Consider the following 13,793-nt stretch of genomic DNA (forward strand, 5'->3'; position numbering starts at 1 on the left):
GCGTCGGCCAGCTGCTCCAGTGCGGTGTTCGCGCCGGCCACGTAGGTGGCGTGGTGCTTGGAGTGGTGCAGCTCCATGATCCGGGCCGAGATATGTGGCTCCAAGGCTGCGTAATCATAGTCGAGCTCGGGCAGTTCGTACTTGCTCATGTTCTTCCTCTTCTCGTCGGAATTACTGTGCGTAAACTACTACGTGCACACTTCCAGCCGGCACGGGCAACGGGGTGGTTGGCCCGCCGTGCTGCCGCTTCTCATTCAAGCATGTTCGGGCCCGGCACCGTAGCGGATTTCGCCCGTAACGTAGCACGACATCCGCAGCATGCCGGGGCAGTTTGGCCTTCCGACCCGTTTCACCTCTGGCCCGCGGGCCAAGCTGAGGTCAATCCAAGCTGAGGTCAATTCAAGCCGAGGTCGATTCAAGCCGGGCAGTCGCAGAGCCCGGCGAAGGCACCGAGTTCCTCAAGGCCGGCGGGCCGCGCCGGCAGGTAGTCGGTGAGCGCGCGGGAGCGAACGATGACCGCGCGCCACTGTCCACGCGAGACCGCCACGTTGTTGCGGTTCCGGTTCAGCACGAACTCCATCCCCCGCGGAGCTTCGGCAGCAGCGGACACAGCGGTGGAAACGATCACGACGGGCGCTTCCTGGCCCTGGAACTTGTCTACCGTGCCGACCCTCACGTCAGGCAGGCCAGCGTCATCGAGTACCGAGCGGATCAGCTGGACCTGGGCGTTGTACGGTGCCACCACCAGGATGTCCGCACCGGCCAGCGGGCGGGGCATCGCTGTGCCATCTTCGCGCCAGGGCAGACCCACATGCCTGCGGACCTGGGCCAGCACCTCGGCGGCTTCCTCCGGTGACGACGTGGCGTTGCCCTGATGGTCAACGTAGACGCACTCCACTCCGGCCGGGGCTCCCGTCAGGTGCCGCGTGGCGGCAGCGGGTGCCGATTCGAGCCGCCCGTCGTAGGCCAGGACTGACACTGCCCGGCAAAGGTCCGGATGCATGCGCCAGCTCCGGGCGAGGAAGTAGCCCAGCTCCGGCGGCAAGGTGGCATGACCTGCAGAGAGCCAACCGAGGGCGGATTCGTCCACTGGTTCCGGGTGCGTGCCCTGGGTGACCTGCGGCAGTTGCTGCGGATCGCCGAGCAGCAGCAGTCGCTTGGCCGCGCGGGAAACGGCCAGGGTGTTCGCCAGCGAGAACTGGCCGGCTTCGTCAATGACCAGCAGATCCAGCGACTTGGGCGGGACCGCCGAACCGGTCATGGTCCACGCCGTGCCGCCGATCAGCGTGCCTCCCGGCGACTCGAGCAACCGGGTCACATCTGCGGTGCTTCGGTTGGGCCAGGGAAGGTCATGGTCGCCGTTCGGTTTTTTGGCAACCAGTTCCGGCGGCACACCGGCCTTTTCGATGGCGGCGCGCAGCATGTTGTCCACCACCGCATGCGACTGGCCGACCACGCCGACTTTCCAGCCCAGTGCCACCAGCCGGGCGACGGCGTGCGACCCGACGTAGGTCTTGCCGGTGCCCGGTGGCCCCTGAACCGCCAGATAGGAGTCCTGCAAATCGGCAACGGCGGCGGTGATCGCATCGACGTAACCGTCCGGGTGGCCTTGGACTGCGGGCAGTTGAGCCAGCGTTGCCAGCCGAGGCGGCCGCCGTCGCAGCAGATCCAGCGCCGGTTCGGCGGGGAAGTTGGGCAGCGTGCCGGCAACCGCGGCCGCCAAATCGGCCAGAGCCTGACGGATGGACGTAGTGGGCACCGGCTGATCGGGTGTCAGCGCCACTGGGAACTCGGTGTATGGGGCGGCGCCGCGCGGCAACCGCTCCTTGATGACCAGCATGTCCTTCCCGCCGTCCGCCCCCAAGTCCAGCACCTCGGCGCCGAAGCTGTAGGCACGGTGGTTGACGCCGTCTTTCTGATCGCAGAGAAACGCCGGGTACGGCTGGTTGTAGAGGCGGCAGAGCAGGCTGCCTTCCTTAAGGGTGGAACCGGGAGCCAGCCGGCCGGTCAGCGCGAGAACGCGGACCGGGTTGCTGCGGGAGGTCGGCTTCGCCCACTCGGTAACCACGCGGACGGAATCGACAGTGAAGACGTCGCGCACATCGGCCCAGTCCTCGACAGGGGCATCCAGCCGGTCAAAATGTGCCCACCAGAACTGCTTCGCTTCGCGCCGGTGGTAGCCGACGGACGCCGCGACCATGGCAACCGCCTGTTCGTCCGCGGACAGCTCCTGGCCTCGTGAGGCGGCCTCGTCGGCGGCTGCCGCCACGTAGTCCAGCAGCCGCTGTTCCTGCGGCAGGACCGGTCCGCCGTCGTCAGCGGCTGTTCCCGCCGGGAGGGCAGGAGCGGACTCCGCTGTCTGTCCCTGGACAACTCCGCGTTCGGCGGCCAGCCCCAGCAGCCAGTTGCGCAATTCCAGCGTGGACAGGCAATCGTACTCGTTGTAGTCCGCAATGCTCTTGAGGATCGTGTCGGCTTCGGAGTCATCGCCCGCGTTCCGGGCGGCGCAGTACTGCGCGTACGCCACGACGGATGCCCCGGCGTCCTTCACATCGCCGGAGCGCAAGTTATCGCCCATGTAGAGCGGTTCCAGCTTCTTGATGCTGTAGGAGTTCTCCGAAATCCGCAGGCTGTGCCTGACCGTGTCGTAGAGGTCAACCAGCACGCCCTCGCGCAACAGTTCATCCACAGCCTCTTCGCCGACCAGATGCTGCAACGACAGCCGGCGCAGGGCGGCCTTCTCGTAGTTGGCGTAGTGGTAAATGTGCAGGCCGGGGTGGTTGCGGCGCCGTTCGGACACGTAGTCCAAAAAATCCGCCAGCGCTTTTCGTTCACCGGAGCGGCTGTGCGCCCAGAAGGGTTTGAACGGTGCGGGGCCGCCACCCGCCGGAGGGTTCTCCACCACGCCGAACAGGTACTCCAGCCCCCAGACCGCGTCCTCGTCCTGCCAGAGCGGGTCGCCCTCGAAGTCGAAGAAGATGTCGCCCGGGTCCGGCTCGGGCAACCGGGCCAAGGTGTGCTGTTCCAGCACGCGGTACGCCACGGTGTGTTCGTCACCGTCCTTGCGGAAGGTGACCCTGCCGTCCGGCTCCGCGGTGCCGGTCTGCATGCGCGCCTGGTCGCGCAATCGGGCCAGCGCGCCGGTCGACGATTCGCCGGCCGGCAATTCCAGCGCGGCCAGTTGGTCGATCGTGCGGATTCCCGCCGAATGGAGTTTGCGGCGGCGCACCGTGCTCATGTTCGCCACCAGCAGGAGATCGCGGTGCAGCTCAACCTGTTCGGCGCAGTAGTCGCAGCGGCCGCAGGCCCTAACCCGTTCGTCTCCCCAGCGGACCGCCGCGGGCTGCCCGCGGTGTGCGGCGACCAGGTCCAGGAAACGGCCGCGGCGTTCGCGGAAGACCGGCAGCAGGTCGGTCAGGCTGTGGTCGCTGCGCCGGCCGTCGCCGAGCACCAGCGTCACCGTCGGAGCCGCGCTGATGCCGGCCTCGAGGAGCTGGTCCCCGTAGGCGGCCAGCTGCAGCAGCGCGGTGACCTTGGCGTGGCGGGCCAGCTTGGTGTCGTAGACGGCGTAAGCCGGGGCACCGCCGTCGTGCTGGGTCTTGACCAGGAAATCGGACCGGCCATGGAAGCCGCCGTCAAAGAAGGAGGCCTGGAACACCACGTCCGCGCCGGACTGCAGCGCCGCAATGGATTCGGCATGCTTGGCCAGAAGGTCTTCGCGGGTGTAACTGCTGGTCTCGGCGATCTCCACCACGCCGGAGCCGAAAGCGTCGCGGAACTGCTGCAGCACGCGGTGCTCGTGCACATCGCCCAGCGCCGCGGTGCGCTCGAGCATCTCGTCCCGGCCGAAGTCCGGCACCGGGGAGCGGCCCAGCTTCTGGTCCAGCTTGCGCAGGACCTGGTACTCGCACTGGGCGGCGGTGACCAGGTCGGTGGCCGTGTAGACCAGGTCCCGGTCAGCCCCGGCGGCGTCGGAGTCGAGCAGAAACACGGTGCCTCCTTGCACAAGTACGGCAGCTGCCAACCCGGCCGGCGGCGGGGTCCCCCCAACGATATCCCGCCGCCGGCCGGTGCCTGCCGGCAGTTAAAGATGTACCAGCCGGTGCGGACAGTTTCGGAAGGATGCGCTTGGCAGGCCGCCAAAATGCCCGGGCGCGGTCATCATCCGCCGCGTCCGCGCTCCAAGATGAAACGTTACGGCGCCCTGTTACGCGATGTGACCACGATCTCTCACGGCCGACACCCGGACCAGCTAAAGTAGCCCTAGCTTCAAGAATTGTGGCCGCCAAGCTCCGACTTTGGCCATATACCAACCCCACGCTCGTTGGGTGGTTCGGATGACGAAGCGGCCTGCATCAGCCACTGGCTACCGGTGCGGGCAAGAGCACCCGAAAGGACGCGGCGCCCGGCGCCGGCTGCCATGGACACCCTTGAATCCCCGCAACTCCAGGTCTTGAGTCTGGCCGACTACGAGCAGATCTCCGCAGCAAGGGAAGCCTTTGTGGATTTCTTACTGGATGCGGCGGTGCAAACCCGCGGGCTGCGGCGCGCCGTCGCTGCCCGATGACCAGCAGGACCGAATCAACACCGTCGGCGGCCGGTCCCGCGTCGACAACCGCCGAGACCACCGGGCCGCCGCGTGCCCGCGGGCTGCTGCTGGACACCGACGTGGTCGCCGAACTCAGGCGCGAGAACCCAGACCCCGCCGTCGTGGAGTTCCTGCAGCGGCGCCGCCGCTCCCGCGTCTACATTTCAGCGCTGACGCTGGGGGAGCTGCACGCGCTCAGCACTCAGGACAGCGCCCTGGCCGGGCAGGCGGACAGCTGGCTGGCCGAGCTGACCGACCGGTTCGCCGCCTACATCCTTCCGGTGGACCAGCAGGTGGCGGAGGCCTGGGCGCCACTGGCCATCCAGGATGTGCCGGCCGTGGAGTCGCTGATTGCCGCGACGGCCGTCAAGCATTGCCTGACCGTGGTGTCCGGCAACGCCGAAGGCTACCGGCGGCTGTCGGTTGAGGCATGCGACCCGTGGAAGTCTGCCGCCGGCGGATGAATCCCGGCGGATGAATCCCGGCGGATGAACCCCGGCGGATAGCCCCAACTGGAGTGCGCCGACGGATAGTGCTGGCGGATGGCGCCGGTGGATAACGCCGGTGGCTGTGCCCGGCCCGTATGACAGAGGGAAAGCGGATGTGCGAAAAGCCACAGTAGCGCCGCTATTTTCCGCTCAACGGAGCCTCCCGGGCGTCCAACGGTTCCCCTTGTGGCCCCTTCGGTGCTTTACTGACCGGACGTTCGGAACGCGTGAGAAACTAAACGGGGTCCGGTGACGGGCGGCACTCGTGCCGCCCGTTTTCTGCGGACAAGCTCCATCACGGTAAGGAATACATGGCTCATGGCCACTGAGAACAACATCACGGGTGCGGCGGATCCCGCTGTACGCGTTGACAACGACGGCGGGGCGCCCGCCAAATGGAAGATCGTCGGTCCCGGCCTCGTTGTTGCGGCCACCGGCGTCGGTGCCGCGGATATGGTGGCCACGTTGGTCGCCGGTTCCCGTTACGGTTACGGCCTGTTCTGGGCGGTGATCGTCGGCGTCATCCTGAAGATCATTCTGGTTGAAGGCGCCGGGCGATTCTCGCTGGCGACCGGCAAGACGATCTTCGAGGGCTGGCGCTCGCTGGGCCGCTGGACCACCTGGTACTTCGGCCCGTACATCATGATTTGGGGCTTCGTTTACGGTGCCACTGCAATGTCATCGGCAGCGCTGCCGTTGGCCGCGGTGTTCCCGGTGCTGCCGCTGTGGGCTTGGGCCATCCTGATGGGCCTGGCCGGTTTTGTCATGGTGTGGTTCGGCAAGTACGCCACCTTCGAGAAGATCACCGCGGTGCTCGTCGGACTGATGTTCGTCACCGTGGTCGGGCTGGCCATCATCGCTGTGCCCAACATTCCGGAAATGATCGGCGGCCTGGTGCCGATGATCCCGCAGGATGACGGCGGCATTTTCTACACCTTGGCGCTGGCCGGTGGCATCGGCGGTACCATCACGCTGGCAGCCTACGGCTACTGGCTGCGCGAAAAGGGCTGGCACACGCCCAAGTGGATGCGCGTGATGCGGATCGATAACTCCGTGGCCTACATCATGACAGGCATCTTCGTGATCGCCATGCTGATCGTCGGTGCCGAGGTAGTCCGCTCCGCCGGCGTCTCGCTGAGCGCCGGCGACGAGGGCCTGCTGGACCTCTACGAGGTGCTCAAGGCCGAGTACGGCGACGTGGTCGGTACCGGCTTCCTGATCGGCTTCTGGGCCGCGTCGTTCTCCTCCATCATCGGCGTCTGGAACGGTGTGTCCCTGATGTTCGCCGACTTCTGGGGCAACATGCGCAAGAAGGAGTCCGGCCACCCGGACACCCGCGTGGGCGGCAAGTACTTCAAGTTCTACGTGCTCTGGCTGACCTTCCCGCCCATGTTGCTGTTCATGCTGGGCAAGCCGATTGCGCTGATCCTGATTTACGGCGCCTTGGGATCGCTGTTTATGCCGTTCCTGGCGCTGACCCTGCTGGGTCTGCTCAACGGCAAGCGCATCCCGAAGGAGTGGGCCAACAAGCTCCATACGAACATTGCGCTGGGCATCTGTGCGCTGCTGTTCGTGGTCCTCGGTGTCTACCAGTTGTGGAACAGCATCGCCCCGGTCTTCGGCGGCTGATTCTAGAGACGGACTGCTGCCCCGTACCTTCCGGTGCGGGGCAGCACCATTTAAACGACGACGACGGCGGTGCGCGCCAGCGTGCGTGGGCAGTTCGCGGAGGCACCGGGACAGGCCGGCCCCGGCTGCCGCCGAGGTTGCTGTACGCAGGTCCGGCCCGGCGGCCAGTGGTTACTGCTGGCCCCTCCGGCGATGCCCGCCGGCCTCGGCCTCCTCGTCGCCAACCATCGACGCGAGGAGATCGTCGGCTTCGCCCAGCCCCCGGACCACCTGGACAAGGATGGCCCGGGCTTCGGCCTCCGGTGTGCGGTGGTGCGCGTCGGCGAGGATGCGGAGTCCTTCCAGCGTCCTCGCATCCAGATCCGGCACGGTCAGCGACTCCATGACAGCCACCCTTCCTCGGGCCGTACCGCGGCCCGAATGCCGACCATGATAGACCCGCGGCGGGCCGGCTGTCAGCGGCGTATTGGATGCCCGCGCCCTCCCGTCAGCGCAGCGGGTCGAACGGCCGGATCTCGTCCGGCACCCGGCCGGTGACAATTTGCTCGGCCAGCAGCTTTCCGGTGGCCGGGCCCAGCACAATGCCCCACATCCCGTGGCCGCCGGCAACGTAGACGCCGGGGGAGCGGGTGGCGCCAACCAGCGGCAGCCCGTCCGGGGTGACCGGGCGCGGTCCCACCCAAATGTCCTCGAGATGATCCAGATCCATGTTGGTGAACAGCGGCCGGACCGAGGCCAGGATGGCGTCGATCCGCCCGGTCTGCAGCGGCTCGTCCGGGCCGCGGAACTCCATGGTTCCGGCGATGCGCAACCGCCCCTGATATGGGGTGCAGGCCACCCGGCGGGCGGGGAAGTAAATCGGGAACTCGGCCGGCTGGTCGGTGGCGACGCTGAAGGAGTAGCCCCGGCCGGCCTGCACCATGGTGCGCACGCCCAGCGGCTTGGCCAGCTCGGGAAGCCAAGCCCCGGTGGCCAGGACAACGACGTCGGCGTGGAAGGGCTCCTGAGCGTAGGTTTCCACCGAGATCCCGGTGTGGCCGTGGCGCAGTGAGCGGACCTCCGCGCCGGGGATGATCTTCCCGCCCCGTTCCACCACTGCTTCCGCCAGGGCCTCGACAAACGGGCCGGGCTCAAGGAACCGCTGTCCCTCCAGTTCGAACACCGTCGAGACGGCGGTGGAGAGCTGCGGCACCTTCATCTGGGCGTCGTCCAGCCGGGTCAGCGGAGCGGACTGGCCGGCCTTCTCCACGTTGGCAAGCTCGTGGACAAAATGCCGGCTCTCCTTTTCGTCCTCAAAGCCGACGATGAAAGGGCCCTTCCGTGTCCAGGATTCGACGCCGTTGTCGGTCAACTCATCGAAGCTCTCCAGCGCCATCCGGTCGATCGGCGTCAGCGCGGCCATGGTCCGGTCCCACGCCTTCTGCGTGCCATGCAGCGCGAAGCGGGCCAGGAACTGCCACAGCTGCGGGTCCATCCGGGCGGGAACATGCAGCGGCGCCGCGGGATCAACCAGGGCCTTCGGGCCGTAGGTCCAGAGGCTCGGGTCCGACAACGGCATGGCCATGCCCGGCGTCAGCCAACCGGCATTGCCCCAGGAAGCACCGGCGGCGACGCCGGACCTGTCCAGGACGGTCACTTCCACGCCGCGTTCCTGCAAGTGCCAAGCGGTGGCCAGTCCCACCATGCCGGCGCCAACGACGACGGCGGTGCTCGGGGTGTGTGCGCGCGAGTACATGGGTGCTCCTCGGGTTGTATCTGCTTTCGGCTCCATCGTGAACAATGTTTAGCTGTATCTCAAGTGATCTGGAGAAGATTCTGCGAGACTGGTTATTGCTGACCTAAAGTTCAGGAAGTGGTGGCTGTCACATGGTGGAATCGAATGATGTTCGACGCTCTTTCGGGGCTACAACAGGGTCCGGATTGGACCGCATAGACCGGTTGATCGTCGAGCTGCTCCAGAACGATGCCCGGACCCCCAATAACGCGATCGCCGCGGCTGCAGGCATTGCTCCGTCGACCTGCTTGGGCCGAATCCGATCCCTGCGCGACCGGGGAGTGATTCGGGGCTTCCATGCCGACGTCGATCCTGCTGCGGTGGGGCGCGGCCTGCAGGCTCTGATTTCCATCCGGCTGCAGGCCCATGCCCGGTCAAACCTGACCGAGTTCAAGGACTACCTGGCGGGACTGCCTGCGGTGGAGGGGATCTTCTTTGTCACCGGAGACCGCGATTTCCTGATCCACGTGGCGGTGCCGGACTCCGCTGCGCTGCGCGATCTGGTGGCCAACAACCTCAGTGTCCGCCCGGAGGTGGCCGGGACAAACACCACCGTCATCTTTGAACATGTCCGCCCGCCGGGAAGTTCGCTGGCCCCGTGATCGACCCGGCAAGTGCGGCCTTCGGCGGTGCCCGCTGGCCTGTGATCGATGTGGGGAGCGCGGCCTTCGGCGGTGCCCGCTGGCCTGTGATCGACCCGGCAAGTGCGGCCTTCGGCGGCGCCCGCTGGCCTGTGATCGACCCGGCGAGTGCGGCCTCCGGCGGTGCCCGCTCGCACGGTGATCGATCCGCCGCCGGCGGCCCGCGGTGACGTTCGCGTCCGCACCTCGCCAGGAGGCAGCGCTCCACTACCACCATTTGTTGACATGTCATTCTTTGCGCCGCTAAGATTGTTGAAACGTCAAGCAATCTATCGAAGGCTGCCATGTCCTGGTTTAAGAATCTTTTCAGCAAGTCCAGCGCCCGCCGGTCTGCCGCCAACCCCGCGCCGGCAGCTGCCGAACCCCAAGAGAATGCAACAGTCAGCGCTGCTGCCTCGACGGCTCCGGTGGCTTCGGCCCCGGCAGCAGTCGTCGCGGGCCTCCCCAAGATCGCCATCATCACCGGAAGCACCCGCCCCGGACGGGTCAACGACTCGGTGGCCGCGTGGGTGGCCGCTGAACTGGCCGGCCGGACCGACGCCACCTTCGAGGTCGTCGACATCGCCGACTTCAACCTTCCGCTGCTGGATGAGGCGTACCCCGCCGCCTACCAGAACTACCAGGGCGATCACACCAAGGCCTGGTCGGCCAAGATCGCCGAGTTCGACGGCTACGTCTTCGTGGCCAACGAATACAACCACACCGTCTCGTCGGCACTGGCCAACGCGCTGTCTTACCTGAACGCGGAATTCAACAACAAGGCCGCCGGAATCGTGTCCTACGGTTCGATGGGTGGCGTCCGCGCTGCCGAACACCTGCGCAACCTCCTGGCCGAGCTGCAGGTGGCCGTGGTCCGCAACCAGGTGATGTTCTCGCTGTTCACCGATTTCGAGAACTTTGCCGACTTCAAGCCGACCGAGCAGAACGCCGGAACGCTTGCCCCGATGATCGACCAGCTCATTCCCTGGGCCCAAGGCTTCGCCACCATCCGCACCCCGCAGGCCGCAGCTGTCTAAGCCTGCCTGCTGACCGAATCGCTCCGCCGTATCCTCATCCGGCGGAGCGATTCGCTTTAAGCTGGCCGGCTACGGGCTGCCGGCCGCCACAATGGCGGCCATCGAGGTCAGAAAACCGGGCAGCCAAGCCACGGCCAGCGCAGCCAAAGCCATCCGTCCGACGAGCACCCAGCGTCCCTGCAGGGGCCCCTGTCCCGTCCCGGGCTCGGCACTGAGCGCCGGCGCTCCCGGCTGCGCCGCGGTCCCAGTCCATGCCGTCGATCCGGGCTCGGCGCGCGCCCCGGCCTGCGCCGACGCACCACCCGGTGCCACCCCCGACAGTTCGGGCTCACTTGGCATCGGTTCCGGCCCGCCCGGCCCGCCCGGCCCGCCCGGCCCGCCCGGCCCGCCCGGCCCGGCCGGCCCGCCTAGCCCGCCGGGCCCGCCCGGTCCGCTCGGCGGGCCCGGTGTCCCGGGCACCACGTCCGCTCCACGCCGCCGACCCCGCAACACTTTCAGCCTGAGGGCCGCCACTGCCCAGCTCACGACGACGGCGGCAACCATCCAGGCCACGACAACTCCCGCGCCAGCGCCCAGCAGAACCAGCACCAGCACCAGCGGAAGGTACCACCGCACGTCTTTCGCCGATTGCAGCAAAGGCACGCGCCGGGACAGCCAGCTGCTGGCCGTCCCGACCAGCATGCCGTGGGCAACAGCCAGCGCGGAGAACGCGGCGATCGACAGCCAGGCCGGGCCCACCACCCGGAAGTCCCGGCTGTCCGGCTCCAGCGGCCCGAACACCGTGCTGAGCCCCAGCAGCAACAGCAGTCCGAAGGCTGCTCCGCCGATCCGCCCGGCAGGCAGCCACCAGCGCACCAGGCCGTAAAGCAGCGACGTCGCGCAGCCGATGGCGACGCCGAACGCGACGAAGCCGGAGGTTCCTTCCAGACTGATTTCGCCGATCGTCTCCCCGGCGTCGGTGAGCCTGCCGTCGTCTTCCGGCGATGTCACCGCCAACAGGCGCATCACCAGCCGTCCGCCGGCGCCGGCCATGCACAGTCCGGTCACTCCGCCGCCGACCAGCAGCACGTTCGCCCACCACAGCACCCGGCGCGCAACGTGGACCAGCAGGGCGCCGCCGTCGTTCGCGGAAAAGCGGCGGTGGTACGGGACGGGGCCTGTGCCGCCCGGGCGGGCGCCGCCGTCGTTGTTATCCGTCGGGAGCCGGAAGCGCTCCCCGCCGCATAGGACCACCGCGGCCAGGCCGGCGGCCAGCAGCAAGCCGCAGGCGATCATGATCATCACGCGGTTAGTATCCGATGGGCCCGCACGCCAGCGAACCCCAGTCATTGCCGACTGGGGTCCGCGCGCTAACCGTTCTGCCGGAGGCTCCGGCGGGGGCAGGCAGCGATTATGTTGTTTCGTGTGCCTCGTCCCCGCGGCGCATCATGTAGGTGATCCCCAGGGCCAGCATGACCGCGCCGAGGACGAAGTGCAGCCAGTTGGTGGCTGTGTTGGTGGACAGGAAGTTGGCCCCATACTCGCCGGGTCCGACGATCAGGCCGTACAGCCACATCGCCAGGTACAGGATGCCTGCTCCCATCAGGAATTCCCGGGCGCCACTGGCAGTGCGGCTCATGATGTAGCCCACCACGCCTACCACCAGGTAGATGATGTTGAGCAACACGGACACTTGGAACACGTTGAGCAACTTGGCTTCGGAGCCGCCGGCGAAGGCCATCTCTCCGTACGCCATAGTGATGCCGGGGATGAAGCCCAGGACACCGATTACAAAGAGAACAATTCCCGAAGTCATCGCGGCGTTACGCACATTCCCGCGGGAAACGTGGGCGTGACCGGCATGCGGTGAAGCGGTTGTCATTTCTCCTCCCAAACAATGAGTTTCGAAACTTTGTCGAGGTGCAACTCGGCCGTTGGTAGGGCGTATCTGACGTCGGAACCAGCGCTTTCAGTGTACGTCCGTTTGCGCACTCCGGCGGGGAAAAATCACGACGACGGCGGCCGGCTTGGGTGCGTCGGCGCGGCCGCGCTGGTGGACCTGTGGAGCGCGACGGCGGTGGGCCGGCTCAGGCCTCGAGCAGCCGCTTGAGCGTGTGCAGATCCTGGTCCACGGCGGCCGCATCGGCCTCGAAGCTCGACTCATCCATGCCGGCGCGGCGGAACAGCGTAAAAACCACTTCGGCGCCGTCGCCGTTGCCGAGCACCCGCAGCGGGTTGTAGATCGACTCGCCGGACGCGGTGATGACAAAGTGGTCCAGCACGCCGAACTCATTGCGTTCGGCAAACTTCACCCGCACCGGTCCCGCGGCCGTTTCCGCGACCCAGTCGTCGTCGACCATGCCGATGGAGGAGCTGAGGCCGGCGGCCCACTTCGGCAGGTTCTCCGGGTTGCCGGCAAACTCGTAGACCTCCCCAACGGGGCGGTTGATGGCAATGCTGATATGCCGCGCTGCAAAGGTCATGGGACCAGTCTTCAGGTTCACTTCGGCGCGGACAAGACCCCACGGCCCGTCCTCTGGGCCGCAAGCGCCAAAGATGGAGGGCCGGGCCGCAGCCCATGACAGACTTGGACCATGGCATTCAGGACTGGCAACGGCGACGATCTCCAGGAGAAGGCAGCCCACATCGGCATGCGCGTTGAGGACCGGTGGCAGGCGTACCGGGAACGGCGGGCGCGCCGGCGCGGCTATGTGGCTACCGTGATGCCGTTTACCGGCTACGGTACGGCCGGCTGGATCCGTGTGCTCGGCCGGGTGGTCATGGCCCGGCCCGGCGCCTTCGACAATGGCCGGATGCCCTCCAAACTGGTGGCCGACGGCATCCGCGGCTGGCGGAACTTCATCAGCCCGCCGGTGGCCAATGCGCGGGTGACCATCTCAGCCGCCGGCGTGGAACATCATGTGGTGGCCGACCGCGGCGGCGTGGTGGATGCGAAAGTGTCAGTGGATCTTGAGCCCGGCTGGCATACTGTCACGCTGCGCTGCGAGGACTCCGAGCCGGTGGGAGCCTCGGTGTATGTGGTGCCGCCGGGGGAGCGCTTCGGCGTGGTCTCCGACGTCGATGACACGGTGATGGTCACGGCGCTGCCGCGTCCGCTGCTGGCGGCCTGGAACACTTTTGTGTTGGATGAGCATGCGCGCAACCCCACGCCGGGCATGGCCGTGATGCTGGAACGGGTCACCCGTGAACATCCGGGCAGCCCCGTGCTGTACCTGTCCACCGGCGCGTGGAATGTTGCGCAGACACTGACCAGGTTCCTTTCCCGAAACCTGTATCCGGACGGCGCGTTGCTGCTCACCGACTGGGGCCCCACCAAGGACCGTTGGTTCCGCAGCGGCCAGGGCCACAAGGTGGACCAGCTGCGGCGGCTGGCCGAGGAGTTCCCGGACATCAAGTGGCTGCTGATCGGCGACGACGGACAGCACGACGAAGCCATCTACGCCGGCTTCGCGCTGCGCTATCCGGGGCACGTGGCGGCCATCGCCATCCGGCAGCTCTCCGTCAGCGAAGCGGTGCTGGCCGGCGGCCGTTCACAGGACCGTCCCAGCGGTCCGGCGCGCAGCATCCCCTGGATTTATGCCCCGGACGGGAAGGGTCTGGCGAACCAGCTCCAGCAGCTGGGCATCCTGTAGCACCGCCGCCGCGGGCGGCAGGGCT

General features: G+C 67.2%; 13 protein-coding genes, 1 pseudogene and 1 riboswitch. Of the genes and pseudogenes, 7 read left to right on the top strand and 7 right to left on the bottom strand.

Features of this window, described 5'->3' with window-relative positions; translation table 11 throughout:
* Window positions 1–149: pseudogene (locus AB0N75_RS05000) on the bottom strand (superoxide dismutase); the annotation flags it as partial.
* Between the two features lie 266 nt (window positions 150–415).
* The gene (locus AB0N75_RS05005) at window positions 416–3,991 is read right to left on the bottom strand and encodes a TM0106 family RecB-like putative nuclease (protein ID WP_364646023.1); all 3,576 of its coding nucleotides are present in this window, start codon (window positions 3,989–3,991) and stop codon (window positions 416–418) included.
* Between the two features lie 276 nt (window positions 3,992–4,267).
* Window positions 4,268–4,391, top strand: a riboswitch (SAM riboswitch).
* Between the two features lie 29 nt (window positions 4,392–4,420).
* Between AB0N75_RS05005 and AB0N75_RS05010 the strand changes: the two genes are divergently transcribed.
* The 3 genes from AB0N75_RS05010 to AB0N75_RS05020 all read left to right on the top strand — a co-directional run bounded on the left by AB0N75_RS05010 (window position 4,421) and on the right by AB0N75_RS05020 (window position 6,705).
* Window positions 4,421–4,567, top strand: coding sequence for a hypothetical protein (locus AB0N75_RS05010; protein WP_364646026.1), 147 nt, complete (start codon window positions 4,421–4,423; stop codon window positions 4,565–4,567).
* Window positions 4,564–5,052 carry a PIN domain-containing protein gene (locus tag AB0N75_RS05015; protein WP_364646029.1) on the top strand — a complete coding sequence of 163 codons (489 nt, stop codon included), beginning with the start codon at window positions 4,564–4,566 and terminating at the stop codon, window positions 5,050–5,052. Before AB0N75_RS05010 ends, AB0N75_RS05015 begins: the two co-directional genes overlap by 4 nt.
* Window positions 5,053–5,394: 342 nt before the next feature.
* The gene (locus AB0N75_RS05020) at window positions 5,395–6,705 is read left to right on the top strand and encodes an Nramp family divalent metal transporter (RefSeq protein ID WP_364646032.1); all 1,311 of its coding nucleotides are present in this window, start codon (window positions 5,395–5,397) and stop codon (window positions 6,703–6,705) included.
* A gap of 171 nt (window positions 6,706–6,876) precedes the next feature.
* On the opposite strand, the gene AB0N75_RS05025 is transcribed toward AB0N75_RS05020, so the two are convergent.
* Window positions 6,877–7,089 (bottom strand): hypothetical protein, encoded by a 213-nt coding sequence (locus tag AB0N75_RS05025; protein ID WP_364646035.1) that lies wholly within the window; start codon window positions 7,087–7,089, stop codon window positions 6,877–6,879.
* A gap of 103 nt (window positions 7,090–7,192) precedes the next feature.
* Window positions 7,193–8,440: an FAD-dependent oxidoreductase gene (locus tag AB0N75_RS05030; RefSeq protein ID WP_364646038.1), complete on the bottom strand. Its 1,248-nt coding sequence runs from the start codon at window positions 8,438–8,440 to the stop codon at window positions 7,193–7,195.
* 185 nt (window positions 8,441–8,625) lie between these two features.
* Between AB0N75_RS05030 and AB0N75_RS05035 the strand changes: the two genes are divergently transcribed.
* The 3 genes from AB0N75_RS05035 to AB0N75_RS05045 all read left to right on the top strand — a co-directional run bounded on the left by AB0N75_RS05035 (window position 8,626) and on the right by AB0N75_RS05045 (window position 10,136).
* Window positions 8,626–9,081 carry an Lrp/AsnC family transcriptional regulator gene (locus AB0N75_RS05035; RefSeq protein WP_364646041.1) on the top strand — a complete coding sequence of 152 codons (456 nt, stop codon included), beginning with the start codon at window positions 8,626–8,628 and terminating at the stop codon, window positions 9,079–9,081.
* The gene (locus AB0N75_RS05040; RefSeq protein ID WP_364646044.1) at window positions 9,078–9,290 is read left to right on the top strand and encodes a hypothetical protein; all 213 of its coding nucleotides are present in this window, start codon (window positions 9,078–9,080) and stop codon (window positions 9,288–9,290) included. Before AB0N75_RS05035 ends, AB0N75_RS05040 begins: the two co-directional genes overlap by 4 nt.
* Before the next feature lie 114 nt (window positions 9,291–9,404).
* A complete protein-coding gene (locus tag AB0N75_RS05045; protein WP_364646046.1) occupies window positions 9,405–10,136 on the top strand; it encodes an NAD(P)H-dependent oxidoreductase in 732 nt (243 codons plus the stop codon).
* Window positions 10,137–10,205: 69 nt separating this feature from the next.
* Here the strand turns inward: AB0N75_RS05045 and AB0N75_RS05050 are convergent, their stop codons facing one another.
* From AB0N75_RS05050 to AB0N75_RS05060, 3 genes are all read right to left on the bottom strand, one after another.
* Entirely contained in the window at window positions 10,206–11,420 is a 1,215-nt protein-coding gene (locus AB0N75_RS05050) for a hypothetical protein (RefSeq protein ID WP_364646049.1), read from the bottom strand.
* Window positions 11,421–11,526: 106 nt separating this feature from the next.
* On the bottom strand, window positions 11,527–11,997 hold the full coding sequence (locus AB0N75_RS05055) for a DUF4383 domain-containing protein (RefSeq protein ID WP_364646052.1): 471 nt from the start codon (window positions 11,995–11,997) through the stop codon (window positions 11,527–11,529).
* A gap of 205 nt (window positions 11,998–12,202) precedes the next feature.
* Entirely contained in the window at window positions 12,203–12,598 is a 396-nt protein-coding gene (locus AB0N75_RS05060; RefSeq protein ID WP_364646055.1) for an SRPBCC family protein, read from the bottom strand.
* A 111-nt stretch (window positions 12,599–12,709) separates the two neighbouring features.
* Here AB0N75_RS05060 and AB0N75_RS05065 point away from each other — a divergent pair, with 111 nt between their 5' ends.
* Window positions 12,710–13,768 (top strand): phosphatase domain-containing protein, encoded by a 1,059-nt coding sequence (locus tag AB0N75_RS05065; RefSeq protein WP_364646058.1) that lies wholly within the window; start codon window positions 12,710–12,712, stop codon window positions 13,766–13,768.
* The last annotated feature ends 25 nt before the right edge of the window (window positions 13,769–13,793 follow it).

Source organism: Arthrobacter sp. NPDC089319 (assembly GCF_040684925.1).
Classification (GTDB): domain Bacteria; phylum Actinomycetota; class Actinomycetes; order Actinomycetales; family Micrococcaceae; genus Crystallibacter.

What these genes read in the sequence shown, in the direction of transcription:
- AB0N75_RS05030 (WP_364646038.1), bottom strand. Translation starts at nt 8,440, where the DNA reads ATGTACTCGCGCGCACACACCCCGAGCACCGCCGTCGTCGTTGGCGCC.
- AB0N75_RS05045 (WP_364646046.1), top strand. Translation starts at nt 9,405, where the DNA reads ATGTCCTGGTTTAAGAATCTTTTCAGCAAGTCCAGCGCCCGCCGGTCT.
- AB0N75_RS05065 (WP_364646058.1), top strand. Translation starts at nt 12,710, where the DNA reads ATGGCATTCAGGACTGGCAACGGCGACGATCTCCAGGAGAAGGCAGCC.
- AB0N75_RS05060 (WP_364646055.1), bottom strand. Translation starts at nt 12,598, where the DNA reads ATGACCTTTGCAGCGCGGCATATCAGCATTGCCATCAACCGCCCCGTT.
- AB0N75_RS05010 (WP_364646026.1), top strand. Translation starts at nt 4,421, where the DNA reads ATGGACACCCTTGAATCCCCGCAACTCCAGGTCTTGAGTCTGGCCGAC.
- AB0N75_RS05025 (WP_364646035.1), bottom strand. Translation starts at nt 7,089, where the DNA reads ATGGAGTCGCTGACCGTGCCGGATCTGGATGCGAGGACGCTGGAAGGA.
- AB0N75_RS05020 (WP_364646032.1), top strand. Translation starts at nt 5,395, where the DNA reads ATGGCCACTGAGAACAACATCACGGGTGCGGCGGATCCCGCTGTACGC.
- AB0N75_RS05015 (WP_364646029.1), top strand. Translation starts at nt 4,564, where the DNA reads ATGACCAGCAGGACCGAATCAACACCGTCGGCGGCCGGTCCCGCGTCG.
- AB0N75_RS05055 (WP_364646052.1), bottom strand. Translation starts at nt 11,997, where the DNA reads ATGACAACCGCTTCACCGCATGCCGGTCACGCCCACGTTTCCCGCGGG.